The 25,388-nt window shown below is 43.6% G+C and carries 19 protein-coding genes and 1 pseudogene; 18 read left to right on the top strand and 2 right to left on the bottom strand.

Translation table 11 applies throughout. From position 1 onward, the window contains the following. Window positions 1–27: 27 nt before the first annotated feature. The 13 genes and pseudogenes from AB1K89_RS14245 to AB1K89_RS14185 form a co-directional block, all read left to right on the top strand. A pseudogene (locus AB1K89_RS14245) lies at window positions 28–138 on the top strand (class I SAM-dependent RNA methyltransferase); the annotation flags it as partial. A gap of 261 nt (window positions 139–399) precedes the next feature. Next, window positions 400–717, top strand: a complete 318-nt coding sequence (locus AB1K89_RS14240; RefSeq protein ID WP_413055379.1) for a heterocycloanthracin/sonorensin family bacteriocin — start codon at window positions 400–402, stop codon at window positions 715–717. A 149-nt stretch (window positions 718–866) separates the two neighbouring features. After that, window positions 867–2,810: a putative thiazole-containing bacteriocin maturation protein gene (locus tag AB1K89_RS14235; RefSeq protein WP_413055378.1), complete on the top strand. Its 1,944-nt coding sequence runs from the start codon at window positions 867–869 to the stop codon at window positions 2,808–2,810. Between the two features lie 44 nt (window positions 2,811–2,854). Next, window positions 2,855–4,747 carry a TOMM precursor leader peptide-binding protein gene (locus tag AB1K89_RS14230; protein WP_413055377.1) on the top strand — a complete coding sequence of 631 codons (1,893 nt, stop codon included), beginning with the start codon at window positions 2,855–2,857 and terminating at the stop codon, window positions 4,745–4,747. Window positions 4,748–4,769: 22 nt separating this feature from the next. Next, entirely contained in the window at window positions 4,770–6,341 is a 1,572-nt protein-coding gene (locus AB1K89_RS14225) for a SagB family peptide dehydrogenase (RefSeq protein ID WP_413055376.1), read from the top strand. Window positions 6,342–6,573: 232 nt separating this feature from the next. Then, on the top strand, window positions 6,574–7,416 hold the full coding sequence (locus tag AB1K89_RS14220) for a phosphate ABC transporter substrate-binding protein (RefSeq protein ID WP_413055375.1): 843 nt from the start codon (window positions 6,574–6,576) through the stop codon (window positions 7,414–7,416). Window positions 7,417–7,461: 45 nt separating this feature from the next. Continuing rightward, a complete protein-coding gene (pstC, locus tag AB1K89_RS14215; RefSeq protein ID WP_413055374.1) occupies window positions 7,462–8,376 on the top strand; it encodes a phosphate ABC transporter permease subunit PstC in 915 nt (304 codons plus the stop codon). A gap of 1 nt (window position 8,377) precedes the next feature. Then, a complete protein-coding gene (pstA, locus tag AB1K89_RS14210; RefSeq protein WP_413055373.1) occupies window positions 8,378–9,202 on the top strand; it encodes a phosphate ABC transporter permease PstA in 825 nt (274 codons plus the stop codon). Between the two features lie 37 nt (window positions 9,203–9,239). Then, a complete protein-coding gene (gene pstB, locus AB1K89_RS14205; RefSeq protein ID WP_413055372.1) occupies window positions 9,240–10,007 on the top strand; it encodes a phosphate ABC transporter ATP-binding protein PstB in 768 nt (255 codons plus the stop codon). Window positions 10,008–10,028: 21 nt separating this feature from the next. Beyond that, window positions 10,029–10,688 (top strand): phosphate signaling complex protein PhoU, encoded by a 660-nt coding sequence (gene phoU / locus AB1K89_RS14200; protein ID WP_413055371.1) that lies wholly within the window; start codon window positions 10,029–10,031, stop codon window positions 10,686–10,688. Between the two features lie 138 nt (window positions 10,689–10,826). After that, entirely contained in the window at window positions 10,827–12,167 is a 1,341-nt protein-coding gene (locus tag AB1K89_RS14195; RefSeq protein WP_413055370.1) for a sigma-54 interaction domain-containing protein, read from the top strand. 316 nt (window positions 12,168–12,483) lie between these two features. Then, complete coding sequence (locus AB1K89_RS14190) at window positions 12,484–13,812, top strand: GntP family permease (RefSeq protein WP_413055369.1); 1,329 nt, start codon at window positions 12,484–12,486, stop codon at window positions 13,810–13,812. Window positions 13,813–13,917: 105 nt separating this feature from the next. Continuing rightward, a complete protein-coding gene (locus AB1K89_RS14185) occupies window positions 13,918–14,685 on the top strand; it encodes a 3-hydroxybutyrate dehydrogenase (protein WP_413055368.1) in 768 nt (255 codons plus the stop codon). A 230-nt stretch (window positions 14,686–14,915) separates the two neighbouring features. On the opposite strand, the gene AB1K89_RS14180 is transcribed toward AB1K89_RS14185, so the two are convergent. Together AB1K89_RS14180 and AB1K89_RS14175 are read right to left on the bottom strand one after the other, a co-directional pair. Then, window positions 14,916–16,094, bottom strand: coding sequence for a DHH family phosphoesterase (locus tag AB1K89_RS14180; protein ID WP_413055367.1), 1,179 nt, complete (start codon window positions 16,092–16,094; stop codon window positions 14,916–14,918). 98 nt (window positions 16,095–16,192) lie between these two features. Continuing rightward, complete coding sequence (locus AB1K89_RS14175) at window positions 16,193–18,265, bottom strand: S9 family peptidase (RefSeq protein ID WP_413055366.1); 2,073 nt, start codon at window positions 18,263–18,265, stop codon at window positions 16,193–16,195. A gap of 135 nt (window positions 18,266–18,400) precedes the next feature. On the opposite strand from AB1K89_RS14175, the gene AB1K89_RS14170 reads away from it, so the two are divergent. The 5 genes from AB1K89_RS14170 (at window position 18,401) to AB1K89_RS14150 (ending at window position 25,340) form a co-directional block, all read left to right on the top strand. Next, complete coding sequence (locus tag AB1K89_RS14170; RefSeq protein ID WP_413055365.1) at window positions 18,401–18,967, top strand: DUF4256 domain-containing protein; 567 nt, start codon at window positions 18,401–18,403, stop codon at window positions 18,965–18,967. Window positions 18,968–19,386: 419 nt separating this feature from the next. Continuing rightward, window positions 19,387–20,784: an NCS1 family transporter gene (locus AB1K89_RS14165; protein ID WP_413055364.1), complete on the top strand. Its 1,398-nt coding sequence runs from the start codon at window positions 19,387–19,389 to the stop codon at window positions 20,782–20,784. 230 nt (window positions 20,785–21,014) lie between these two features. Then, window positions 21,015–22,484: an allantoin permease gene (allW, locus tag AB1K89_RS14160; protein WP_413055363.1), complete on the top strand. Its 1,470-nt coding sequence runs from the start codon at window positions 21,015–21,017 to the stop codon at window positions 22,482–22,484. An 81-nt stretch (window positions 22,485–22,565) separates the two neighbouring features. Continuing rightward, a complete protein-coding gene (allB, locus tag AB1K89_RS14155) occupies window positions 22,566–23,921 on the top strand; it encodes an allantoinase AllB (RefSeq protein WP_413055362.1) in 1,356 nt (451 codons plus the stop codon). 75 nt (window positions 23,922–23,996) lie between these two features. Continuing rightward, window positions 23,997–25,340: an allantoinase gene (locus tag AB1K89_RS14150; RefSeq protein ID WP_413055361.1), complete on the top strand. Its 1,344-nt coding sequence runs from the start codon at window positions 23,997–23,999 to the stop codon at window positions 25,338–25,340. The last annotated feature ends 48 nt before the right edge of the window (window positions 25,341–25,388 follow it).

Below are 25,388 nucleotides of genomic sequence, written 5' to 3'. Positions count from 1 at the left end.
TGTCTGAATTGTGTTGGTGCATGTGTGAGGTGCATTCGGATCTTGGAGGACGGCGGCTATCGGACGAAGGAAGTGCAGCCAGTCGACATGTTCCCGCAAAGCAGCCATGTGGAATCAGTTGCTTGGCTGGAGATCTAATTGTTCAACTAAAATAAATATCCGATTCAGACCCGGTTTTCGTGAAAATAAATATTTCCGATTTCCGGGTCTTTTTCATATGCCAAATCCTTTGTCCAATCTCGAGTTATCCGTGTTTCCCTTCATGGTGGCGGCCATTTTGAAATGTTCCATGCTGAACGATAAAAAATAGGCATTGAAATCAGTAGCATTACCCACCTATCGTTCATAAGTTGGTAAGGAGTGTGTATATGGACTATTTATGATTGTGCTTCCCCATTCATGTTCATAGCACATCTTGATAATATAATTGGAGGTGCAAGGATGAATAATTTCCATAACGAACTCCAGATGTTGAATCTTGGCGAGTTCAATACGAGTGAGGCAGTTAATTGGGACCCAAATAATTCACTTTCAAATCAAACTGCGAAGATCGGTACTTTCGGTACTTTCGGTAGCTGTGCCCGTTGTACTAGTTGCTTTAGCTGCTTTAGCTGCTTTAACTGTTTTAACGTTTTCCCTATCTTCACTTGTTTCCGCTGCTCAAACTGTTTCCGTTGCTCAAACTGTTTCCGTTGCGGTGGCCGTTGCCACGGCTAATGATTCTAAAATTCCCACAAAAACCATGATTGCCAAGGTCCCTGCAGTTGTTGCAGGGACTTTTCTATATAAGGTTAAACATATGAGCCAAGTTACGGTACATAGGATTAGAGTGTACGTCATAATTTCGGTTTAGAAGGAGGAGCGGAATGTCAAACTTGACCCCTTTGATGCGTCTGAAAGTGAAAAGAGACACATCTTTTCTCCCCGATTCAAATAGCAGTGTGTATTTTAGGAATAATAAAAGTTCATTTCGTGTGGAAGGAACTGGAATCGTTCAGTGGATTGAAAAACTGGTACCGATGTTCAACGGGAAGTATACGCTGGGGGAATTGACAGAAGGATTGTCTGTTCCATATCGGAATCGTGTCTATGAAATTGCGGAAGTGCTCTACCGAAATGAGTATGCTCGGGATGTGAGTAACGATCTTCCACATCAATTGACCGATCAGGTTCTTACTAAGTATGCTTCCCAAATTGAATTTCTGGACAGTTTCGGTGACTCGAGTGCGTTCCAATTTCAAACTTATCGTCAGGCGAGAGTGTTGGCAGTTGGTGCTGGTCCTTTTTTTGTTTCATTGGTTTCTTCATTACTTGAATCTGGATTGCCCAAGTTCCATATGCTCATCACGGACACGGAGTCGACCAATAGAGAGCGATTGATGGAACTCGTGGCACATGCCCGTGAAACAGACACCGAGGTAGCGGTAGAAGAAGTCAGCTTGCAGAAGGGTGGCGAACGTTGTTGGCGGGAAATTGTTCAACCGTTTGATTCGATTTTGTATGTGTCCCAGGAAGGCGATATAGAGGAACTCCGAGTTCTTCATAAGGTTTGTAGGGAAGAGAAGAAGGTGTTTCTCCCTGCTATATGCCACCAGCATGTAGGTCTTGCGGGTCCGCTCGTGCATCCAGACTCTGAGAGGAGTTGGGAGTCTGCGTGGAGGCGCATGCATCGAACTGTACTTTCCAAAGAGCAGCCGTTCAGTGCTTTCTCTGCAACAGCAGGGGCAATGTTAGCCAATGTAATCACATTTGAATTGTTTAAAGAGATTACGGGAGTGACCGAATCCGAACCGAGGAACCTATTCTATTTGCTTGATCTAGACACATTAGAAGGAAGTTGGCATTCGTTTTTGCCACATCCGTTGGTGGATGGACACGTGTCTAGTGAATGGGTAACAGATTTGGATATGCGTCTTGAACGAAGCGAAAGCAAAGATGAACCGAATCGATTGTTACTTTACTTCAGCCAGTTGACATCGGAAGTATCAGGGGTTTTTCATATTTGGGAGGAAGGAGATCTCAGGCAGCTGCCTTTAGCTCAGTGCCGCGTTCAGGCGGTTGATATCTTATCAGAGGGACCTGCTGACCTTTTACCAGCGATTGTTTGTGCAGATTTGACGCATGAGGAAGCGCGGAGGAAAGCCGGATTGGCTGGAATAGAATCGTATGTGTCACGAGTGGTTGAGCCACTCGTTGCGACCCTGCCTTCAAGCGAGGAAAATGGGGAGAACGGGATGGAAATAAATGAAATCATCGGAGTTGGAGCGGGAGAAACGGTTGCGGAAGGTATATGCCGGGGATTGCAAAAGTGTTTGGACAAAGAGCTAAGCATGCAGCTCGAAAATAAAAAAATCCATGTTGCTCCGTTGCAAGTGGATACTGTAGAAGATGAACACTGTAGGTTTTATTTAGAGGCACTAACCACGATGCAAGGCGCACCGACGATTGGCTTGGGAGAGGAAGTGAACGGGTTCCCTGTCATCTGGGTCGGAACGAATGACGGCTGGTATAGTGCTGTAGATTTAAATAATACATTAGCTTTGCGAAAGGCGTTACTACAGGCGCTTACCACCCAGGTTCAAGCGCAGCAAGTTTCGTCTGTCCAACTGGAAGATACGGTACCCTTCAGTCTTGTTATCTCTGCTTGTGATGAGAAGAGGCAGTCCGAGATTTTGCATTCCGCTCTACAAATCTTAGAACAGAATCACAAACGGCTATTAGTAGTTGATCTGGCATTTGAACCATTTTTGAAAGAGGGGATCGAAGGGCTGTTTGGTGTGTTGTTGCGAGAGGAGGAAGGCTTCCTGTGAGTACTGTTGTGATGGTTGTTGGAGAAGGATTACTGGCTGATCGTATGTGCGGGGATTTATCCACTCAATACGAAGTAATACGCCGCTTCGATTTCGATGAGGGAGTACCGGACACGACTGATCTGGTTCTAGTATTGCACGATATCTTGAATCCTTCCATTCATAAAAGAGCAGAAGAAGTGTTGCGGCCAACCGGCATACCTTGGCTGCGAGGCTTTGTTTCATATGGAGAAGGTGTGATTGGGCCACTAATGCGTCCGAAAATACTTGGCTGCTCCCAATGTGCAGACAAGCGACGTATCATGGCCGGCCGAGACCGTAAAGAGATGTGGGTGATGGAACAGAGACATAAAGCTCAAGGTGAAATTTCGTGTGATGCTTGGGCAACGCGTACGGGATTATTGCAAATGGCGCACCTTCTCGAGTCAGAGGTACAGAGCATACTAGATGGAGAGCAGGCTCGTTCTGAAGGTCGTTTATGCTTAATCAGTCTGAAATCGCTAAAGAGTTCATGGCACTCGTTTCTTCCTGACCCGTTATGTCCGGTCTGTAGTCGATTGCCTGATGATTCTCCGGCCGCGGCCCGAATTACACTGCAATCTAGTCTAAAAATCAGTACCGACAGTTACCGCAGTCGTTCCATAGATGACCTGCAAAATATTTTAAGCAAGGATTATCTAGATGATCGAACTGGTTTGGTGAATAGTAAAATGTATCACCTCATGCTGCCATTTGCCGATGCAAGTGTTAATCTGCCGTTGTTTGGCGGAGACGAGGGGGTGGCAGGCCGGACTCATTCATACAAGGTTAGTGAGTCTACGGCTATTTTGGAGGGGTTGGAGCGGTACTGCGGTTTGTCTCCAAGTGGAAAACGAACAGTGGTTCATGACAGCTTCCGCAATCTGGAAGACCGAGCGCTTAATCCTCTTAAGGTAGGTGTGCATTCAAAGGAACAGTATGCGCTGCCTAATTTTCCGTTCAAACCGTTCAATCCTGATCGCTCCATCGATTGGGTTTGGGGTTATTCGTTTTTGAAAGAGCGTCCTATTCTGATTCCGGAGAAGCTTGCTTATTACAGCTTGGGCGGAGAGGGATTTGTCTATGAAACTTCAAATGGATGTGCATTAGGCGGTAGTCTAGAGGAGGCCATTTTCTACGGTATTATGGAAGTTGTTGAGCGTGATTCGTTCTTGATGACTTGGTACGCAGAGCTGGAACTTCCACGTCTTGACCCTCACTCTACTAATGATCAAGAATTACAGTTGATGATTGATCGTGTGCGGGCAGTTTGCGGTTATGATCTTCATTTTTATAATTCGACGATGGAGAATGGAATTCCAAGTGTTTTGGTTCTGGCGAAAAACAGGAAAAAAACGGGGTTGAATATCATTGCTGCGGCAGGCGCTCATCTAGATCCAATACGAGCGGCGAAAAGCGCGATTCATGAGTTGGCTGGCATGATGCTAATACTTGACGAGAATTTAGAGGCGAATCGGGAGGAGTATTTGCGAATGCTGAAAGACTCTTCCTTGGTACGGAAGATGGATGATCATGGGATGTTGTATGGGTTGCCGGAAGCGCAAGAACGCCTCCAGTTTTTGTTAGATGATAATCGACCATTGCGAACGTTTGACGAGGAATTCAAATGGGAGACAGTGCATGCAGACCTCACGGATGATCTACGGGATATTCTCCAAGTGTTTAGGGGATTAAACCTCGATGTGATCGTAGTGGACCAAACGGCACCGGAAATAAAACAAAATGGACTGTTCTGCGTAAAAGTCCTGATTCCGGGGATGCTGCCGATGACATTCGGTCAACATCTTACCCGAATAACAGGACTTGAGAGGGTGCTCCGGGTGCCGGTGGAACTCGGATATAAGGAAGAATTGTTAACACTTGAACAGCTCAACCCATATCCGCATCCGTTCCCATAACCAGTCGTTAGGAGGTAGGAGGATGAATCTTGAGGCATTACTGCACAATCTCCATTTTGACATTGACAAGGCAAGCCCGCCAGACTGGGAAGTGGATTGGGATGATGCACCGCTTACGTATAAGCTCTACCGTGGCTTACCTGTGATTCCGCTTTCTTTAGAAGTACCGTTGACGCTTAAAGGAATGGAAGTACCTGCAAAGCTTGACCTAAGCAACATCGGACATTTTCTCTGGTATGTATTCGGACTAACTCAATTTAGCGAGTATAAGATGGACGGGGATTCCAGCGATCCAGCCATGGACCTAATGCAGTCGAAACGGCGGTTTGTTCCTTCTGGTGGGGCGCTGTATCCAAACGAATTGTACATTTATTTGAAGATAGAGAATTTGCCTGCCGGTGTTTACCATTATGATGTAGCACATCATCGCTTAGTGTTGTTGCGAGAAGGAAATTTTGATTCCTATATATCCCGGGCACTTGGTAATCGCTGTGACCTATCCGAGTGTTTTGGTACTGTTTTTGTATCAACGATGTTTTGGAAAAATTTCTTTAAATACAATAACTTTTCCTACCGTCTTCAAGGGTTGGATGCGGGTGTGTTGATTGGTCAATTACTGGAAGTTGCAAAATGCTTTGGCTTCGCCTCTTGTGTATACTTCCAGTTCCTTGATCGGGCCATCAACCACCTCCTTGGCCTTTCCGAAAAAGAGGAGAGTGTGTATGCGGTGATTCCGCTTTCGGCGGAATCAACAAACTGCTTCAACAGAAGTAACATAGATGGGGAAGTCTATGCCAATGAATTAAGCCAAGAGTTGACAGCAATTCAGTCTACTCATCACGTCCGATCACGAACGGTTAAAGAGTTTCCGATGTTAACCAAGATGAATGAAGCGTCTATGTTGGAATCAACGAAATCGTTTCGGCAGATCAAGGAGGAGCAACTAAATTGTGACGGTCAATCGGTGACACTGCCTTATGTGAAGCGATTGTCGTACGATTTGGCGTCAGCCTGCCGAAAGCGATTTTCTCCGGACGTAGATTTCGTTTTGGGGAATGTTAGTCAACTCCAGCTTGCCACACTGCTTAAGGGCGCGATGAATTCTTTCTCGTATCAAAATGATTTGGATGGAGTTCAAAAGAAACAGAAGTCCCGTGTCTCACTTTACGGATGTTTGTATAATGTCGAGGGCATTCCGAACGGTGCATATCTCTATGACAGCTCTTCCCATGCGTTACGCCGAGTTCAACTCGGAGATCATCGATTACAGTTACAGTACGGAATGTCCGGAGGGAATGTAAATCTGTTTCAAGTGCCGCTTTGTCTACATGTTGCAGGGGACAAAGATCATTATAAAACGGAAATGGGATACAGAGGATATCGCATCCAACAAATGGAGGCAGGTATGCTTGTGCAAAGATTGCTGCTAGTCGCGTCAGCCCTCGGTTTCGGAGGACACCCACTCCTCGGGTTTGATGTGAACAGTAGTGATGCGATTTACAAGCTGAGTCCAGAAGGAAAAACCAGCCTCATCCAAATCCCGACAGGTCCGTATCGGCACCGTCCTTGGTTAAGTGGGGGTCTGCATAGTTAAAGTAAGTGGTAATGCCTCAATTTCCTTTTAGGAGTTGAGGCTTTTTTTATTAGAGAGCTCAAACTTCTCTTGTTGGTTGATTACATAAGCTGTGGGGTACATTGTTGTATATATCTTACAACTCAGAATATGTAAAGAGAATTTACAAAACCTTTACAAGAAAACTTAATTAAATTTACAAACTAACATTATTATTTACAAAGGGTCAATAAATCATTTCGGAGGTACAAATATGAAATATATAAGGAATGCAATCAAAGGATTATTCGTTATCTCCGTAGCAATCGTCCTGACTGCATGCGGCAACAATGCTGAAAAGGGTAGTAAATCGTCAAATGATAGTGCAGCGACGATTGCTATTTCAGGGTCTACTTCCGTAGGGCCGTTAGCTGAGAAATTGGCATTTAAATATGAAGAGAACAATGATGTGAAAATAGAGATCAACCAGATTGGATCATCGGCTGGCATAACGAATGCCATAAATGGGGTATCTGAAATCGGTATGGCCTCCCGTGATTTAAAACAGGAAGAGATCGAAAGCGGATTGAGCGAGATCGTTATTGCCTACGACGGCATTGTTGTCGTAACTCATCCGACGAACAAAGTAAAAAATCTCACTTTGGAACAAGTGAAGAAAATATTCACCGGAGAAGTGACGAACTGGAAAGAGGTTGGCGGCGAGGATATGGAGATTGTTGTTGTTTCCCGAGAAGACGGCTCGGGCTCACGTGACGCGTTTCAGGAAATTGTCGACTTCTCGTCAGGGGAATTAGTGAGAAACGCCATAATTGCGAGTGGAAACGGAAATATTAAAACGACTGTTGCAATGAATAAGCATGCGGTAGGTTTTATTTCCTTCGAATATGTGGATGAGTCCATTTCAACTGTTGACATAAATGGAGTGGAAGCAACAGCGAAAAATGTTCTGCAGCAAACATACAAATTGTCACGTCCATTCTTGTTCGTCACGAAGGAAGAAAATTTAACTGAAGCAGGTCAACAATTCATCGATTTCATTTTAAGTCCGGATGGACAAGATGTTGTTTCTGAAACTGGGGCTATCCCCGTTAACTAATCAAATTGACATCTTACGTAAAAGCGATTTTGGAGGGATTCAGCTATGACAAGCCCACCTATTGAAAAGCAAGGTATAGGTAACGGTAAATCAAATAGAAGAAAATACATGTTAGAAAGTTTATCATCCAAGCTATTCTTGTTCTGCGCACTGCTTTCCGTTTTCAGTTTGTTATTGATCGTAGGATTTGTATTTTATAGAGGTTCCCATCCGTTCATTGCAGAGGGGTACAGCTTTTTTGACTTCATCTTTGGAGTAGAGTGGGTGCCAAGCGAGGATAAATTCGGGATTTTCCCAATGATCGTCGCTTCTATTTATGCAACGATCGGAGCGTTAGTAATTGGGGTGCCTATTGGATTATTTACAGCAATCTTCCTATCAGAAATTGCGCCGAAACGGTTTGCGAAAATCATTTCGCCGGCTGTACAGCTGCTTGCTGGGATTCCGTCAGTTCTGTATGGTGTTTTTGGACTTGCCATTATCGTGCCGTTTTTTCAAAACAACTTAGGATTAGTGAAAGGGCAAAGCTTATTGGCTGTCATTTTAGTATTGGCGATCATGATGCTGCCGACAATCGTGACGGTAGCTGAAACGGCGATCCGCGCTGTTCCGAAAACGTACCGGGAAGGTTCTTTGGCACTTGGCGCGTCTGAAATCGGCACCATTTTTAAAGTCGTCGTACCGGCAGCAAAGTCCGGTATTATGGCAGCGATTGTTTTAGGTCTAGGCAGAGCGATCGGTGAAACAATGGCGGTAATTTTGATTGCAGGAAACAGTTTGATCACGCCTACAAGCCTGACAGACAGCGTCCGACCGCTAACAACCAATATCGCATTGGAAATGGGTTATGCAGCAGGCGTGCATCAAGAAATGCTGTTTGCAACCGGTATCGTGTTGTTCTCCTTTATCTTGATTTTGAACTTTGTACTAGCGAAAATCAGCGCAAGGGGTGCTAAATAAGATGAGAAATTTTAAAGACAACTTATTGCGCGGACTTCTATGGTTTGCAAGCTTAGTAACGGTTGCCATTCTGTTGCTTATTGTAGGATTCATCTTTTACAAGGGATTCCGTCTCATCAATTTCGAATTCATCTTTGGCGATTATTCGCCGACAGGTGGCGGTGGCATTTGGCCGATGATTGTTACTACCGTGTACACAATCGTTATTTCTCTTCTTATTGCAACGCCAATCGGAATTTTGGCTGCTGTATATCTTCAAGAGTATGCGAAGCAAGGCCGCCTTGTAAGAACGATCCGTTTTGCGACCGAAAGCTTAACAGGGATTCCGTCGATCATCTATGGATTGTTCGGTGCCGTATTCTTTGTTACGACGTTAAAGCTCGGCATGTCAATCATCGCTGCGTCATTAACGTTGACAATCATCGTATTGCCTGTCGTCATCCGAACAACAGAAGAAGCATTGAAAACGGTGCCTCAAACGTATCGTGAAGGTTCTTTGGCATTAGGGACAACAAAACTTCAAACACTCATGAAAGTCATCTTGCCAAGCTCAATGCCTGGAATTTTATCAGGGATCATCCTTTCAATGGGACGGATTGTCGGTGAGTCGGCTGCTATATTTTTAACGGCTGGAACTGTCGCGGCGATGCCTTCAAGCATTTTCTCTTCTGCAAGGACATTAACGGTCCATTCCTATTTAGTTACACAGGAGGCAGGCGATATCGAACTTGCAGCCGCGATTGGGATTGTGTTAATCGTTATTATCTTGATTTTGAACTTCTCAGCTACGTTCATATCCAAGAAATTGAATAAAGCGGATTATTAATTTTACGATAGCGGGACATAGAAGTAAGGAGGAGCTTATGAAGCAGTCAGAGGGAACAGCAAAGATCAGTGTAAAAGACTTAAGTCTTTTTTATGGAGATAAACAGGCATTATATGATGTATCGTTAGATATTGAAGAAAAGAAAGTGACAGCATTAATCGGCCCATCCGGTTGCGGGAAGTCGACCTTTCTACGGACGTTAAACCGTATGAATGATTTAATAGATGGAGTGAGAATCAACGGGGACATCGTCATCGACAACGAAGATATTTATAAATCCAGCGATGTCATTAAGCTTCGGACAAAAGTCGGAATGGTATTCCAAAAGCCGAACCTATTCCCAATGAGCATTTATGATAATGTTGCGTACGGACCTCGTGCACAAGGAATTAAAAATAAGAAGGAATTGAACCAAATTGTTGAGGAAAGCTTGCGTGGCGCTGCGATATGGGATGAGGTGAAGGATCGTCTTAAGACATCTGCACTTGGTCTATCAGGCGGTCAACAACAAAGGGTTTGTATTGCCCGTGCGATTGCGATGAGACCGGATGTCATTCTGATGGATGAACCGACTTCGGCATTAGACCCGATCTCCACATTGAAAGTTGAAGAATTGATTGCACAATTGAAAAAAGAATATACAATTGTAATCGTAACACATAACATGCAGCAAGCTGCCCGCGTATCAGACAAAACAGCATTCTTCCTAAATGGAGAGATTGTTGAATATGATGCCACAAACAACGTCTTTTCAAATCCGAAAGACCAACGAACCGAAGATTATGTAACGGGTCGTTTCGGTTAACCAAATCAAGGGGTGACATTCATGAACGCAAGGAAATACTTTGACAAGAACTTGCAAGAATTGCAAAACAAAATGAATGAGATGAACAAGCTTACTGTATCTGCATTTGAGAAAGCATTCACAGCTTTTAAAACGCAAGATGTCGAATTGGCGTTGCGAGTCATTGATGAAGACACAGCCATTGATAATCTGGACCAAGAAATTAACCAATTTGCGGTATGGCTTATTGCGAAAGAACAACCATTTGCAACCGATCTGCGAAGAATCATTGCATCATTGAAAATTACTTCTGATATCGAGCGGATTGCCGACTTTGCAGTAAATATCGCGAAAGCGACTGCTAAAATCGGAAAAACCGAATCGCTCATCAATATTACAAATCTAGAGCAAATGAATGAGATCTCCCTTAATATGCTTCAAAAGGCGGTGTCTGCATTCATCGATGGAAACATGGCGTTTGCTAAGGAAGTTGCCGAGTTGGACGATCAAGTCGACAATTACTATGCGGAAACATATAAAAGCATCACCGGCTATTTACGTGAACATCCAGAAGAAACAACACAGCTCGTACAATTGCTATTCATCAATCGTTACCTTGAACGTACTGCTGACCACATTACGAACATTGCTGAAAGTGCAGCGTATTTAATTAAAGGTCAAATTTATGATTTGAATCAATAACGATAGACATGAGGTGAAATTCATTCGAACATGGATGAGTTCACCTCGTTTTTATTTTCTGCATTAAAATTTATCTGTTTGCACTATATTTACTATTTTGAGAAGATGAGATTACTAGGGATATGGTGGAGGGGTATGATGACGTCGGTAACGGATAGATTAACGGAATCAGTTTTACTAGAGATATTGGAAAATGCATTTCAATGGTTTGTTGTCGTTGATAAAGAATCGAACATTTTATATATCAATGAAGAATACTGTAAGTTCCTTGAAACGACTCGTGAAGAAGCAATCGGAAAGCCGGTGAACGAAGTTATTGAAAACTCACGTATGCATGAAGTTGTCGAGACGGGTGAGGAGCATATCGCATCGCCGCACTTCATAAAAGGGAACTACATGTTAGCGAATCGTGTTCCAGTGAGAGTGGATGGAGAAATTGTAGGGGCGTTCGGAAGTGTCATCTTTCGAGACATGAACGATTGGCATAACTTGAGCTCTCAAGTGAGAACGACAATGGAGAAAATTAAGATTGGACAGACGGCAGAGAAAACGACCTTCCAACTTCAAGATATTCTTGGATCTTCCGATTCAATCCGATCAATTAAAGAAACCATTCAAATGATTGCCCCAAGTGATTTACCTGTATTGATCCAAGGTGAAAGCGGAACTGGAAAGGAAATGTTTGCACAAAGTATTCATTACCTATCCAACCGCTCTGAAAAGCCTTTTGTAAAAGTGAACTGTGCAGCAATTCCAGCAGAGTTTCTTGAACTTGAGCTCTTTGGCAGTGTTGGATCTACTGAACAAATCCAAAGAAAAGGGAGGATCCATCAAGCTGAAGGCGGGACATTGTTCTTGGATGATTTAGGGGATATGCCGCTATCGATGCAAGTTAAATTATTGCGGGTGCTCCAGGAAGGAACGATTGAACCGATCGGGTCACACAATGCAAATAAAGTAAACGTCCGAATCATTGCTGCTGTGAATCAACCGTTGAAAACCTTAATGGAATCCGGGAAATTTCGAGAGGATCTATATTATCGAATTCATGCGGTTACGTTGCAAATTCCACCACTTCGTAAGCGAATGGATGATTTCGAGGAAATTACAAATCACTTTTTTCACGAAACGATTGCGACAGTGGGAAAGCGAAATCTTTCAATTGCACCGGGGACGATGCAAACTTTAAAAGAATATAGTTGGCCGGGGAACGTGAGAGAATTGCAGAACGTAATCCAAGCGGCAGTCTATTTAACTAATGGAGATGTGATAGAGCCTAGTGTCCTGCCTCAAGGAGTCCGATCCAAGTCCCGATACTATACGGGCAAAACCCAAACGTTACAGCAAGCGGTTGAGCAAATGGAGAGGAGTATCATTGCTGAAACTCTCCAGATGTACCCGAATAAGGGAGAAGCAGCAAAGGTGCTAGGGCTAAGTAGAAGTACGTTTTATGAGAAGTTGAAAAAATATGAGTTTTGACCTATTTTCCGAGTTTCTGGACACGTGTCCGGAATTTCGGACGTAATGAAAAGCGTGCTTTATATATTGGAAAGAGTTCTATCTGAACAGTCCGAGATTCTGGACTGTTTTTTCTCTTTATCTTGTAAAACGTTTAGAAATAAGGGTTTGCAAGTTTTCATAAGCTTTGATTAAATGAATTGAAAGCGTTTTCCGTATACATACGTAGGAGGTGGATTCTAGGGAGACGAGCTATTGATAAATTGTAATGTAGCTATTGTCATTATTTTTTGAATAACATTAACTGAAAATTACAATTACATTTGGGGGAAATACAATGGAAGCATTAGGGATGATTGGTTTGATTGGGGGACTCGCTCTTCTTATTTTCCTGACAATGAAGGGTGTCAATATTTTGATCGTCGGTCCTATTTCTGCATTGTTTGTTGCGTTAATGAGTGGAATGCCGCTATTCGCCAAACTTGCTGATGAAGGGCAAGCTGATTTTGTAACAAGTTATATGGGTGGATTCACTTCCTTTATTGCATCTTGGTATATGATGTTCTTGCTTGGTGCAGTATTTGGGAAAGTGATGGAAGATAGCGGAGCGGCGGATGCCGTTGCAAAATGGTTTGTAGACAAAATGGGGATGAAATATGCCGTAATGGCAATTGTAGCCGCTTGTGCGATTTTGACATATGGCGGCGTAAGTTTGTTTGTTGTTGCATTCTCCGTCTATCCTATGGCAATCTCTTTATTTAAACAAGCTGATTTGCCAAGAAGATTCATTCCCGCGACACTTGCTCTTGGATCCGTCACATTTACGATGACTTCTGCCGGATCGCCGGAAATTCAAAACTGGATTCCGATCCCGTATTTGAATACAACGGCTTACGCAGGCTGGGAAGTCAGTTTAATTGTCGCCGTGTTCATGGCGGTGTTTGGATACTGGTGGCTGAAGAGAATGGTGACAAAAGCAGTGAACAAGGGTGAGCGGTTCGTCGGTAGGGAATCGGATCCAGCATTCGATACGACTCGTAAACTGCCAAATCCATTCTTGTCCATGATTCCTTTGGCTGTTGTACTAATCATTTCATTTATTTTCCACGATTCGTTAGCACAATCCGCATTGATTGTCGCGTTGCTCGGTGGGATTATTGCTACTTATATTGTAGGAAGAAAATATTCCGCGAATTTTGGTGCAGCTGTTTCCGCAGGGACGCTTGGAGCAATTGTTGCGATTGGTAACACTGCCGCTGTCGTCGGTTTCGGTGGAGTTGCAAAAGCGGTTCCCGCTTTCCAAATGGCTGTAGAAGCTATGACGAACATTCCAGGCTCTCCTTTAATTGGGGCAGCTATAGCTGTATCGGTCATTGCAGGTATGACTGGTTCTGCATCAGGTGGCCAGACGATTGCCTTGCCTTTGATTGCGCCGCATTATATGGATATGGGAGTGAATCCGGAGGCGTTGCACCGTGTTGTCGCCATCTCGTCTGGTGCACTTGATTCCCTCCCGCATAACGGCTATGTCGTGACAACAATTCAATCTATTTGTGGAGAATCACACCGAGACGCATACGGTCCAGTAGGTGCCTTAACTGTAATAGTTCCTGTCATTGGAGTGGCAATTGCAATCATCTTGTTCTCCTTAGGCTTTGGAATTTAACCAAATATTTTTTAACCAGTTTAAAACTGGTTGACAGTTCACCTTTGGGGCGCCATATGAAAGACGGGTGAGGCGCCCTGTATTTTTGTTTCAGGAGGTATTCACATGGTAGAAGGAAAAGTTTTATTTATAACAGGAGCTGCACAAGGAATCGGCTTTGAAATTGCCCAAGAATTTTCTGAAGCCGGCGCTAAGGTTGTGCTATCTGATATTAATGAGGAAAAAGTGAAGGCCGCTGCGCAAAGACTCGGCAAAGACGCAATTGGTATCAAGTGCGATGTCACGTCTGAAGCAGATTTGGAAAAGGCGATCAATGAAGCAATCGATCATTTTGGACGGATTGATATTCTCATTAATAATGCAGGGATGCAGCATGTTGCGATGCTTGAGGATTTCCCGACGGAGCGGTTTGAATTGCTTGTTAAAATTATGCTGACAGCGCCATTTATCGCAACGAAACTCGTATTGCCACATATGAGGAAAAATGGCTTTGGACGTATCCTGAACATGGCTTCCATCAATGGACTAGTCGGTTTCGCAGGGAAAGCCGCATATAACTCAGCGAAGCATGGTGTCATCGGGTTGACGAAAGTGGCTGCTCTGGAAACAGCAGCAGATGGGATTACGGTGAACGCAATCTGTCCTGGGTATGTCGACACGCCGTTAGTGCGCAATCAGCTAGAAGACTTAGCGACAACACGCAATGTCCCACTTGAATCCGTTCTGGAGGAAGTCATTTATCCATTGGTTCCTCAGAAGCGACTATTAGACGTTAAGGAAATCGCCGATTTGGCACTATTCCTTGCGAGCGATGCAGCTAAAGGCATGACCGGCCAAGCGGTAGTACTAGATGGTGGATATACAGTCCAATAAATGAAGCGTCCTCTCATCTTAGAGAGCCCGCTTTTATTTATCAGAATTTTGCCGGTGCCTGTGCAGCACACATTTATGACAATTCATCGAAGTGTATAAAGATTCATATTTTTAAATTGTGAACATTGACACGAATGGATTCTGAATTTAATTTATTCAATTGTAGTGCATAGTCAGAATAGTTTGCTGCACAGGCACCGCTTATTTGGGCACCGCTTATTTGGCATCGCTTATTTATTTCGTATCTGTTCCATTAAATAATTGACGAAAGCTTCGTCCCGTACAAGCCATGCTTCGTAGTTTCTTTTAAGGAAACGCTCCGCTTCCTCGAAGCTTGTAAAAGGCTGATCTATCTTTTCGTTATTTTGTTTAATGGCCCATGCTTGATCGTCTTCCGGATAGATGAAAAAGCTGTCTTCCATTCGGTTTTTATAGAGGGAACCGAACGAAGAATGTTTCACATTGTAGCGATTACGTCGTGCATCTTCCCTTAATGGCTCCAAGTGGAACGTGTCCAACACAAACTGCTTAAATGCCTCCTTGCTTAACGAGCATCCTGAAGCTTTTGCATGACCGCCTCCGCCGAATTGCCCGGCCACTTCAGATACATCAACATGATCATGGATTGTTCGAAAACCGGCTCGTTTCCCCCCGATATTGAGGATTGCGATGTAATCAAGATGAGGGTATTCTTTGCCCAACTCATTGCCAAGCTCTGAATGGTACGATTCCGCATAAACAATTCCGGCGAATAGGTCTCCGTTTTGCGACTGGACGAGCTCTCGTCTCTTACGGCGAATATACCGTTCAATTTTATCTTCTTCCATATCGAGCAATTTTTTCTCGAATTCATCAAAGTGGAAGTGGTCGTCTGAAAGTAGTCGATCAATCATCTTTTCTTCAAACTCATCAATTGTAATTAGGAAAAAGAGGGCATTAAGACGTTGTGCAGACTGATTATTATTTTTTTCCCATTCCCACGTATCGTACTGCCTGACGAGCTCGACAAATTCAGCTATCGATTCCGATGGTTCCATAAGCTGGTGTGTCACAAGGTATTCATAAAATAGGGAAGTCGCTGAAGTTAATTTACCTTCATCGTCCTCTACGACGACATGACCCCAATCATACTCGTTAAAGTGAAGCGCTGTTTTATGGTGATCAAGCAATTGGACCTTTCCGCCATCTTCATAAAACGACTCAAGCCTCTTCTCGTTTTCTTCATTGACCGACAAATCCGTAATGAACAAAAAAGTTTCCTTATCTTCATTTTCCAAAAACCATTCCACTTCCCGGTCTAAACCAGAAACGGAATTATAGCGCACTTTAACTTGCTTTCCAAAAGCGATCTTCGCTAAAATACCGCAACCAACACCATCCAAATCATTATGCGACAATAATTTATACATATCCATCACTCCTCGAACGACAGTATAGTCAAATTGCGTGGGTGACAGTCATTTATAGATGAATCTAAATGCTATTCATTCAAAAGAAAACCCCCGAATTAACGGGGGTTGGAAATTGGCAATTCGGCAGTGACGCCAAGCTTATCTAGAATGAATGCATAGCATTCCGCCGCTTCTTTCAAGTGGTTGAATCGGCCTGACTTGCCAAAATGGCCGGCGCCCATATTCGTTTTAAGCACGATGACATTATCATCGGTTTTTATTGCTCTCATTCGTGCGACCCATTTGGCTGGCTCCCAGTATCCGACTCGCGGATCGTTCAGGCCGGTAGTGATATACATATGCGGGTAGTTTTTCGCCTCCACATTGTCGTACGGGCTATATGACTTCATATAGAAATAATCCTCCCGATCTTGCGGATTGCCCCACTCGTCCCATTCCAACGTGGTAAGGGGAATCGTGGTATCAAGCATCGTCGTGACGACATCGACGAACGGAACTGCCGGGACGATGACCTGAAACAGCTCGCCAGCCATATTGGCTACTGCACCGACAAGCAAGCCTCCCGCACTTCCTCCGCGAGCTGCCATTAAGTTCGGGCTTGTGTAATCCTGCTCAATAAGATATTTCGCTGCAGCGATAAAATCGGTGAAAGTGTTTCGCTTCTTCTGCATTTTCCCATCCTCATACCAACTTCGTCCCATCTCGGAACCACCACGAACTTGCGCTGTGACAAATACGACACCCTTGTCCAAAAGCGGAATGCGATACGGATCAAAATGCGGATCGCTGTTTGCGCCATAGGATCCATACCCATACAGAATCAACGGCGCTGGTCCATCATCGAACGCACCTTCCCGGTAGACGGCGGTCATTGGCACGTTGACTCCATCTTCCGCTTCCGCCCACAATTGCTCTTGACGATAGTTGGAACGATCATATTCTCCACTAACCGGGGCAACTTGTAGTCGATGCTTCTCTCCTGTCACTAAGTTCAGGCCGAAAGTTGTTTTCGGGGTAAGCAATGACTCGTATTGAAGTAATACTTCCGTCGCCTCATAGCTTTGGTCGGATAAAACAGCAACCGTATAAAGAGGCTCCTCCCATTCAAATCGCTCCAACCCATCGTCCTGTACCTTCCAGATCTGCGTCAATCCATTCTCACGGCCAGCAACTAGCAGCGTGTTGCGGAACGGATATATAGCTTGAAGATAGCGTTCTTCGCTATGCTCAATGATTTTAACCCGTGACTCTAGGTCATTGAGAGGGCAGCGGAGCAATTGAAAGTTCAGTGCTTCTTCGTTTGTCAGTATGAACAGGTCATCTTCCCGATGCTCAACGTCGTATAGAATTCCTTCACGCCGCGCATCCAGCAGTTGCAAAGGGGATAATGGAGCATCTGCATCCAACATGCGGATTTCGCTTGATGTTTTCGAATGTGAATAAACAAAAATAAACTTCCCGCTTTGCGATTTTGACACGAACAATGTAAACGTCTCGTCTTTTTCTTCGAAGACGAGTTCATCATTATCCACGTCACTTCCTAAGCGATGTCTCCATAATCGGTACGGACGTTGATTCTCATCAACCGTAATATAAAAAATATAGTCACCGCAACGACTCCATTCCATGCTGCCATATAAAAAGACATCCGGAATCCGATCGGGCAGAAGCTCGTCCGTTTCCAAGTCCTTAACATGGATTGTATACCGGTCCGTGCCGTCCCGGTTCTCCAAATAAGCGAGTCGGTTTTGATCAGTGCTGATACGTTGCGCCGTCACGCTTAAATAGTCGCTGCCTTCGGCGAGTACGTTCAAATCGAGCACCACTTCCTCCGTCGCTTCCGGCAGAAGCTCGCGGCTTGCCGCCCGCTTGCGTGCATAGATCGGATATTGCTTGTCTTTGTCCAGACGCGAATAGTAGAAAAATGGTCCGTGCTGCACTGGTACTTTCACTTCTGAATCGGGAACCCGGTCAACCATGCTTTCATAAATCTGTTCAGCCTGCTCTTCGAGTGGGCGCATGATCTCCTCAAAATATCGATTTTCTTCCTCTAAATACTCGATGACCTCCGGATTGGTACGATCCTTGAGCCAATAATAGTCGTCTTCGCGCACATCGCCATGCAATTCATGGGGATGGGGAATACGTTTTGCTACAGGTGGTTTCATAAAACCTCCTCCTTTCCCTATAGATAGTAGTTTCGTGACTTCGATTGGGAATCCCTCTTTTTATTTCGAAGTACAAAAAGTACTGAGGGAAGGGTTATACTATATAAAGAAGAAATAAAAAAGGTGGAAACTACTATGACGAAGAAAATTGAGAAGTTGTCATCAGAACAACGGGAAGACTTACTTAAAACATTGAAATCCCGTTTTGAGAAGAACATGGACCGCCACGAAGGTCTTGACTGGGTAAAGATTGAAAACAAGCTTGAAGCGAATGACGAAAAACTGTGGTCGCTCAGTGAAATGGAGAGGACTGGTGGCGAACCGGACGTTGTCGGCTACGACGTCGACAAGGATGAATACATTTTTTACGATTGTTCACCGGAAAGCCCGAAAGGCCGAAGAAGTGTTTGCTATGATCGGGAAGCGCTGGAATCAAGGAAAAAACATAAACCGGAAAACAGCGCAATGGATATGGCAACTGAAATGGGCATTGAGCTATTAACAGAAGAGCAATATCGGATGTTGCAAACACTCGGGAATTTCGATATGAAAACGTCGAGCTGGGTACAGACACCGGCTTCTATTAGAAAGCTCGGCGGAGCCATCTTTTGTGACCGGCGCTATGACACTGTGTTTATGTACCATAATGGAGCGGAATCCTACTATGCTGCCAGGGGGTTCCGTGGTTCGCTGAAGGTCTGAATTTACGGTAGTGGCAAAGATGATCATATGACTACATTAAAAAGGAAGAACATGTCCCTTATATGGGTATTGTTCTTCCTTTTGTTTGAACGAATATATCAATACCTATTTAACTGTAAATGGAATTTGTTTAAAACATACAAAGCCATGTGCATAAAAGACGTTGTTCAAAGTATACAAAGTATTGTCCAAATGGGCTGTGGGGGTGAAAAAAGTTATGCACTGTATCTAGCTGGTGTTTGTGCATTTTGTTTACTAGACATAAAGACCTCTTCCGAAAAGCTATGTATAATAAGTATTGTTCCCAGCGAAAACGTTGTAGAGAGGCGTAAAACAACGAAAAAATGTTTTTCTGCAAAAGTAATTTGATCGCTCGAATAAATATATCTTTAATCACAGCACCGAAAGGGGAATAACAAATGTCTACAATTAATGAAAGTTTCGATACAAAAGCAGTTCCGATCGAACAAACTTCGACATTGGATGAATCACTGCATCCGAAGTCCGATCAGGACCGTACCGTCAAACCTAGAGACTATGTTTTCATGTGGATTGGCGACGGGGTTAACCTCGGGAATATGACATTGGGAGCCAGCGTAATTGTGGCGGGTGTGGCAACATTGAACATCTACCAGACAATTCTCGCAGCATTGATCTCCATCGGGATCATTTCAACTATTTTCGCACTGAATGATCGACTCGGCTATCGAGAAGGTATTCCTTATGTTGTGCAGCTTCGAATGGCATTCGGGATAAAGGGTAAAGTCATTTCTTCCTTATTACGGGGCATACCTGCCATCGTCTGGTACGGAATCCAAAGCTGGATTGGCGGTACTGCGTTAAATGAAATTATGAAGATTGTTACGGATGGATCTTTCAATAATGTTGTTGTCTGCTTCGTAGGACTTCAACTATTCCAAATTGTCCTTTCGCTGTTCGGCTTCCATGCAATCAAATGGGTTGAGACAGTTGCGTCAGTTGTGTTCATGGCGGCACTTGTGTATGTATTTGGAATCCTTATGACTTCCCATACGGCTGACATTGCTCAAAACTGGGTACAAGCTAAAGGTTCATGGGGCTTGCCGTTCTTCGGCCTTATCATGGTCTTCTTAGGAAACTATGCAGGTATCTTTGTAAGTGCCGCAGACTATTCCAGAGAGTTGAAAACTGGCCTGAGCGATAAGAAGCGCGGAGCATTATACTTTATCCCAATTACGATTTCATATGGGTTTGTCATTGTCATCGGAGCGATGCTTGCAGCTGCAACGGGTGTAACAAACCCTGCACAAGCACTTCCGATCATATTGAACAATGATTATGTTTCTGTATTCGTATCAGCATTTATCGTAATTGCGGTTATTGCAACAAATATGGTGGCGAACATCATTCCGCCAGTTTATGTAATTACGATGTTGACGAAACTTAAATATAAACCATCTGCGATCATTACAGGTTTGCTAGCTTTAGGTGCATTCCCTTGGCTGCTTATCCAAGAGTCATCCGCTACAGGTTTGAATATGTTCATTCTTATCTATTCTGCATTCTTGGGGCCGGTTATTTCCATCCTTCTAGTTGACTATTTCATCTTAAGGAAACAGAAAGTGGATATGACGGACTTGTATAATGAAGAGGGATCATTCGCAGGATATAATCCAGCAGGTCTACTTGCCATGTTTATCGGTGCGGCAGCTGCCTTCCTAGAGGTTGAGCTTGCATGGATCATTGGATTAGTAGTGGCAGGGACGTCTTACTATCTTCTATCGAAGTTTGCCTTTAAAGGTTCGAACTTCAAAAAAGGAACGATCTTCGAGAAATAAAAACTTAAGGAAGTACCTCGTGGAGAAACACTCTTCACGAGGTACTTCTGTTGTTCATTCTGCACAATCAGTTAGATAAAATGTATATAATCTTAACCTTCCTTATCCACTATACATAATAAAAGATGATTCTTTTGTTTAAGAGACCTAAAGAAGTATGGCTAGAGAGTATGTATAATGATGTAGTCCATAACTGGTCTCGAATGTTAGTTGTATAAGGAGGAGTTCTTTTGAATCTTTTTAATAGAGAAAAAGCTATGGCTGAAGGCTATAGCAATGATGTATTACCGACAGAGGAAGCGGATCGAAAATGGGGCGTTAGCAACTTTTTCACTGTTTGGATGGGTTCTGTTCATAACATTCCAAACTATATTGCCATTGGCGGTCTGTTTGCTTTAGGATTGTCAGTCGGTCAAGTTTTCGCAGCGATAATGGTTGCCTCTGTTGTCATAGCAGCGATGCTCGTCCTGAATGGCCACGCGGGGTCGAAATACGGCTTGCCGTTTGCGATGTTGCTGCGTTTATCATATGGACCTAAAGGTGCAATGATACCGGGCGTGTTACGTGGAGTTATTTCCGCGATTATGTGGTTTGGGTTTCAAACGTACGCAGGTAGCCAAGCATTATCAATCTTAATCGGGAAGCTTTGGCCGACGTATTTAACGTTAGGCGGAGATTGGAACCTTTTAGGATTGACATTGCCGGCATTAATTTCGTTTTTACTCTTCTGGTTATTCAATGTTGCTTTGATTTATGGAGGAATGGGTTTCCTAGGGAAATTTACAAATATCCTCTCACCGCTTGTGTACATCGTGTTTGGTGGAATGGCAATTTGGGCCATTAACTTAGCGGGCGGAATTGGACCGATTTTGTCGTATACGGGCTCGGGAGTTGCAGGGAATAAAATCGTTATCTTCATTGCTGCCATCACAGCAGTAATTGCAGCATGGGCAGCACCGATTGTAAACATTTCAGATTTCACAAAGCTAGCTAAATCTACGAAGACGCAAGCTATTGGACAAACTGCAGGACTTGTTGTCGCATACCTATTGTTTGCGGTGGCAAGTATCGCGATTATTGTCGGTTCTGAAATCGCTTTCGGAACACCGATATGGAATGTACTTGATGTTGTAGCTCGATTTGATGGTACATTTGCAGTCGCTATTTCTGTTTTAACACTGTGCTTAACTACTTTATCCGTTAACGTTACGGGAAATATAGTACCTGCCGGTTACCAATTGGCATCCTTATTCCCTAAAAAACTTACTTTCAAATCCGGCGCAATCATTGCAGCGATCATTGGGATTCTTGTAATGCCATGGAAGTTGATGGAGAGCGCAACAAGTATTTTCACATTCTTAAACATTATCGGTGGGATATTAGCTCCTGTTACTGGCATCATGTTAGCTCAGTATTTCATCATTTCTAAAAAGAATGTTGACTTGAATGCTCTGTATGAAGCCAAAAAGGGAAGGTACTACTATACAAAAGGCTTCAATGTAAATGCGATTGTAACAACAATTGTTGCAGGCGTTGTTTGTTTGATCGGCAATTTTGTTCCCTTCTTAAAACCGCTTTACGATATGTCCTGGTTTGTCGGGATCATTACAGCGTTCATTCTTTACACGGCGCTTGAATTGCCACATGGAAAAGGAAAATTATTCGAAAAAACTCCAGAGTTAAATAAGGAGAATAGTTAAAGTAAGATATGTCGAAACTGTTGTTTGGCTTATAAAGTTGTTGAATGTAAAAATTATTGATAGTTGAAAGGGGAATTTCAAATGGCATTTGATTTGGTTATTAAAGGCGGAAATGTTGTATTGCGTGACGGTGTTTACAAAGTTGATATCGGGATTAAAGATGAAAAGATTTCTTGCATCGCGGAAACGATTACGGATGATGCGAAAGAGGTCATTGATGCAACTGGCCAATATGTAATGCCAGGAATGATCGATACACATGTTCACATAAGCGAACCTGGACGTGCAGAGTGGGAAGGTTTCGAGACGGGATCGAAATCATTAGCTGCTGGAGGAACGACTAGCTATGTGGAAATGCCGCTGAATGCCCTGCCAGCAACAATCAATAAAAAGGCATTGGATCTTAAGCTGGAAGCAGCTGTTAACCAAAACTATGTTGACTACGCATTTTACGGCGGACTCGTACCTGAGAACTTGGACAATCTAAAAGAATTGGCTGACGCAGGCGTTCTTGCTTTCAAATGCTTCCTATCCGATATTACAAGTGATATTCCGGAAGACTTCGTAAATGTGGATGACTTCACATTATACAAAGGCATGCAAAAGCTCGCAGAACTTGATCAGATCCTATGCATCCATGCGGAAAACGCATCCGTTACGTCTGGACTTGCGAAGGAATACGCGAGAGAAGGCAAAAACTCTGGCGTGGAATATGCGGAATCACGCCCAATATTCACAGAAGTGGAAGCTGTTCAACGTGCTATTCTGTTTGCTAAAGAAACGGGATGTAAATTGCATCTAGTTCATATTAGTACTTCAGAGGCAATCCAGACAATCTTGAAGGCGCGTGAAGAAGGTGTAGATGTTACGGTTGAATCATGCCCGCATTATTTCGCATTCACTGCCGATCAAGTTGACGAGATTGGTCCACGAGCAAAATGTCAGCCTCCAATTAGAAAAGCGGAAGATCAAGCAAGATTATGGGACGAGCTTTTAGCTGGGAATATCGACTGGCTAACGTCTGACCACTCACCATGTACGGAAGACTTGAAGCAAGGGAACATTTGGGAAGCGTGGGGCGGTATTAGCGGCGCGCAAAACAACGTAGACCTTATGTTTGACTTGGCTGTTAAACAACGTGGACTTCCAGTTCATAAATTTGTCGAGTTGATCGCAACGAATCCATCTGAGCGTTTCAACATTCCACATAAAGGTGAAATCGCTGTTTCAAAAGATGCGGATATCATTTTAGTAGACCCTAACCAGTCTTATACGGTGAAAAGGGAAGACCTTTACTATAAAAACAAACATAGTGCATACGAAGGCAGAAAAATCGACTGCCGCGTAACAAAAACAATCGTTCGCGGAAACGTCGTATTTGATCTTGAACAAGGAATCGTGGGAGAGCCGGTCGGCAAACTGATTTCTGCTAAATAAATGATTCAAATAAACCCATTGCCATTGCCAGCTACAGCAATGGCAATGGGAAATAGCTTTTTGGAGGAATGAAATATGACTACATACGATTTGATCATTAAAAACGGAAAGATAGTTACTGCAGAATCCATTATTCAAGGGGATATTGCGATTAAAGACGGTAAAATTAAAGAAGTATCTCCATCACTTGAAGGTTCAGCTGACCGAGTGATCGATGCAAAAGGACTTCATGTTTTGCCTGGATTGATCGATACGCATGTTCACTTTAATGAGCCGGGGAGAACGGAATGGGAAGGTCTTGCTACAGGAAGCCGTAGCTTAGCTGCTGGCGGAGCGACTTCTTTCTTCGATATGCCGTTGAACAGCACTCCTCCGACGATCAATAAAGAAAATCTAGACTTGAAAAAGGCATGTGCAGAAGAGAAATCAGTCGTCAATCCTTATTTCTGGGGTGGTCTAGTTCCTGAGAATATTGCTGATCTGAAAGAGCTTCACGAAAACGGGGTTATTGGCTTCAAAGCATTCATGTCCCCAAGCGGAATTGCCGACTTTAATCATGTCGACGATGAAACGATCTTCAAAGGAATGAAAGAGATCGCATCTTTTGGATCGCTTCTTGCGGTTCACGCTGAAAGCACTGTCATCTGTGATCAGCTTGCTGAAGAAAAACAAAAGCAAGGGAAAACGACTGCGAGAGATTTCGTAGAATCACGACCAATCATTTCGGAAATTGAAGCTGTCAGAAGAATTATCTCTTATGCAGAAGCGACTGGCTGTAAATTGCACGTTGTCCATGCGAGCAGCAGAAAAGTAGTTGAGATCATTACTGAAGCTAAACAGCGTGGCGTTGATATTACGGTCGAAACGTGCCCACATTATTTAGCTCTAAATGTACAAGACTTTGAAGAAAAAGGCGGATTGGCGAAATGCTGCCCTCCACTACGTGATGAGAACGAAGTCGAAGACCTATGGGCTGCTGTAGCGAATGGGGAAATTAACGTCATCGCATCTGACCATTCTCCAGCTCCAGCGTCTATGAAAACAATAACAGATAACTATTTCGAAGGTTGGGGCGGAATTTCAGGTGCTCAATCAACACTAAACATCATGTTGACTGAAGGGTACTTCAAACGCAATCTTCCTTTAGAGAAAATCGTTGCGTTAACAGCGACAAACCCAGCTAAATTGTTCGGTCTTGAAAATAAGGGAACAATTGCAGAAGGCTATGATGCTGACATTGCGATTGTTAACTTGGAAGAAAGCTTTGAACTTAAAAATGAAGATCTGTTCTACCGGCACCAGCATTCTCCGTATGTTGGCATGACGTTTAAAGGAAAAGTCAAAACGACAATTGTTAATGGGGAAGTTGTATTTGAAAACGATGAAATCGTCGCTGACAAAACAATCGTTGCCCAATAATAATAAAAAAACCAAAACCCGATTTGAACCGGGTTTTGGTTTTTTGTT

Origin of the sequence: Sporosarcina pasadenensis (assembly GCF_047228845.1) — a bacterium.
GTDB lineage: Bacteria > Bacillota > Bacilli > Bacillales_A > Planococcaceae > Sporosarcina.
Note: the sequence above shows the minus strand (reverse complement) of the source record. Positions and strands in the feature narration are given on the sequence as shown.

Bases quoted from the DNA above. Each gene is read 5' to 3' on its own strand.
- AB1K89_RS14240 (WP_413055379.1), top strand. From the start codon at position 400: ATGTTCATAGCACATCTTGATAATATAATTGGAGGTGCAAGGATGAAT.
- AB1K89_RS14235 (WP_413055378.1), top strand. From the start codon at position 867: ATGTCAAACTTGACCCCTTTGATGCGTCTGAAAGTGAAAAGAGACACA.
- AB1K89_RS14230 (WP_413055377.1), top strand. From the start codon at position 2,855: ATGTGCGGGGATTTATCCACTCAATACGAAGTAATACGCCGCTTCGAT.
- AB1K89_RS14225 (WP_413055376.1), top strand. From the start codon at position 4,770: ATGAATCTTGAGGCATTACTGCACAATCTCCATTTTGACATTGACAAG.
- AB1K89_RS14220 (WP_413055375.1), top strand. From the start codon at position 6,574: ATGAAATATATAAGGAATGCAATCAAAGGATTATTCGTTATCTCCGTA.
- pstC (WP_413055374.1), top strand. From the start codon at position 7,462: ATGACAAGCCCACCTATTGAAAAGCAAGGTATAGGTAACGGTAAATCA.
- pstA (WP_413055373.1), top strand. From the start codon at position 8,378: ATGAGAAATTTTAAAGACAACTTATTGCGCGGACTTCTATGGTTTGCA.
- pstB (WP_413055372.1), top strand. From the start codon at position 9,240: ATGAAGCAGTCAGAGGGAACAGCAAAGATCAGTGTAAAAGACTTAAGT.
- phoU (WP_413055371.1), top strand. From the start codon at position 10,029: ATGAACGCAAGGAAATACTTTGACAAGAACTTGCAAGAATTGCAAAAC.
- AB1K89_RS14195 (WP_413055370.1), top strand. From the start codon at position 10,827: ATGACGTCGGTAACGGATAGATTAACGGAATCAGTTTTACTAGAGATA.
- AB1K89_RS14190 (WP_413055369.1), top strand. From the start codon at position 12,484: ATGGAAGCATTAGGGATGATTGGTTTGATTGGGGGACTCGCTCTTCTT.
- AB1K89_RS14185 (WP_413055368.1), top strand. From the start codon at position 13,918: ATGGTAGAAGGAAAAGTTTTATTTATAACAGGAGCTGCACAAGGAATC.
- AB1K89_RS14180 (WP_413055367.1), bottom strand. From the start codon at position 16,094: ATGTATAAATTATTGTCGCATAATGATTTGGATGGTGTTGGTTGCGGT.
- AB1K89_RS14175 (WP_413055366.1), bottom strand. From the start codon at position 18,265: ATGAAACCACCTGTAGCAAAACGTATTCCCCATCCCCATGAATTGCAT.
- AB1K89_RS14170 (WP_413055365.1), top strand. From the start codon at position 18,401: ATGACGAAGAAAATTGAGAAGTTGTCATCAGAACAACGGGAAGACTTA.
- AB1K89_RS14165 (WP_413055364.1), top strand. From the start codon at position 19,387: ATGTCTACAATTAATGAAAGTTTCGATACAAAAGCAGTTCCGATCGAA.
- allB (WP_413055362.1), top strand. From the start codon at position 22,566: ATGGCATTTGATTTGGTTATTAAAGGCGGAAATGTTGTATTGCGTGAC.
- AB1K89_RS14150 (WP_413055361.1), top strand. From the start codon at position 23,997: ATGACTACATACGATTTGATCATTAAAAACGGAAAGATAGTTACTGCA.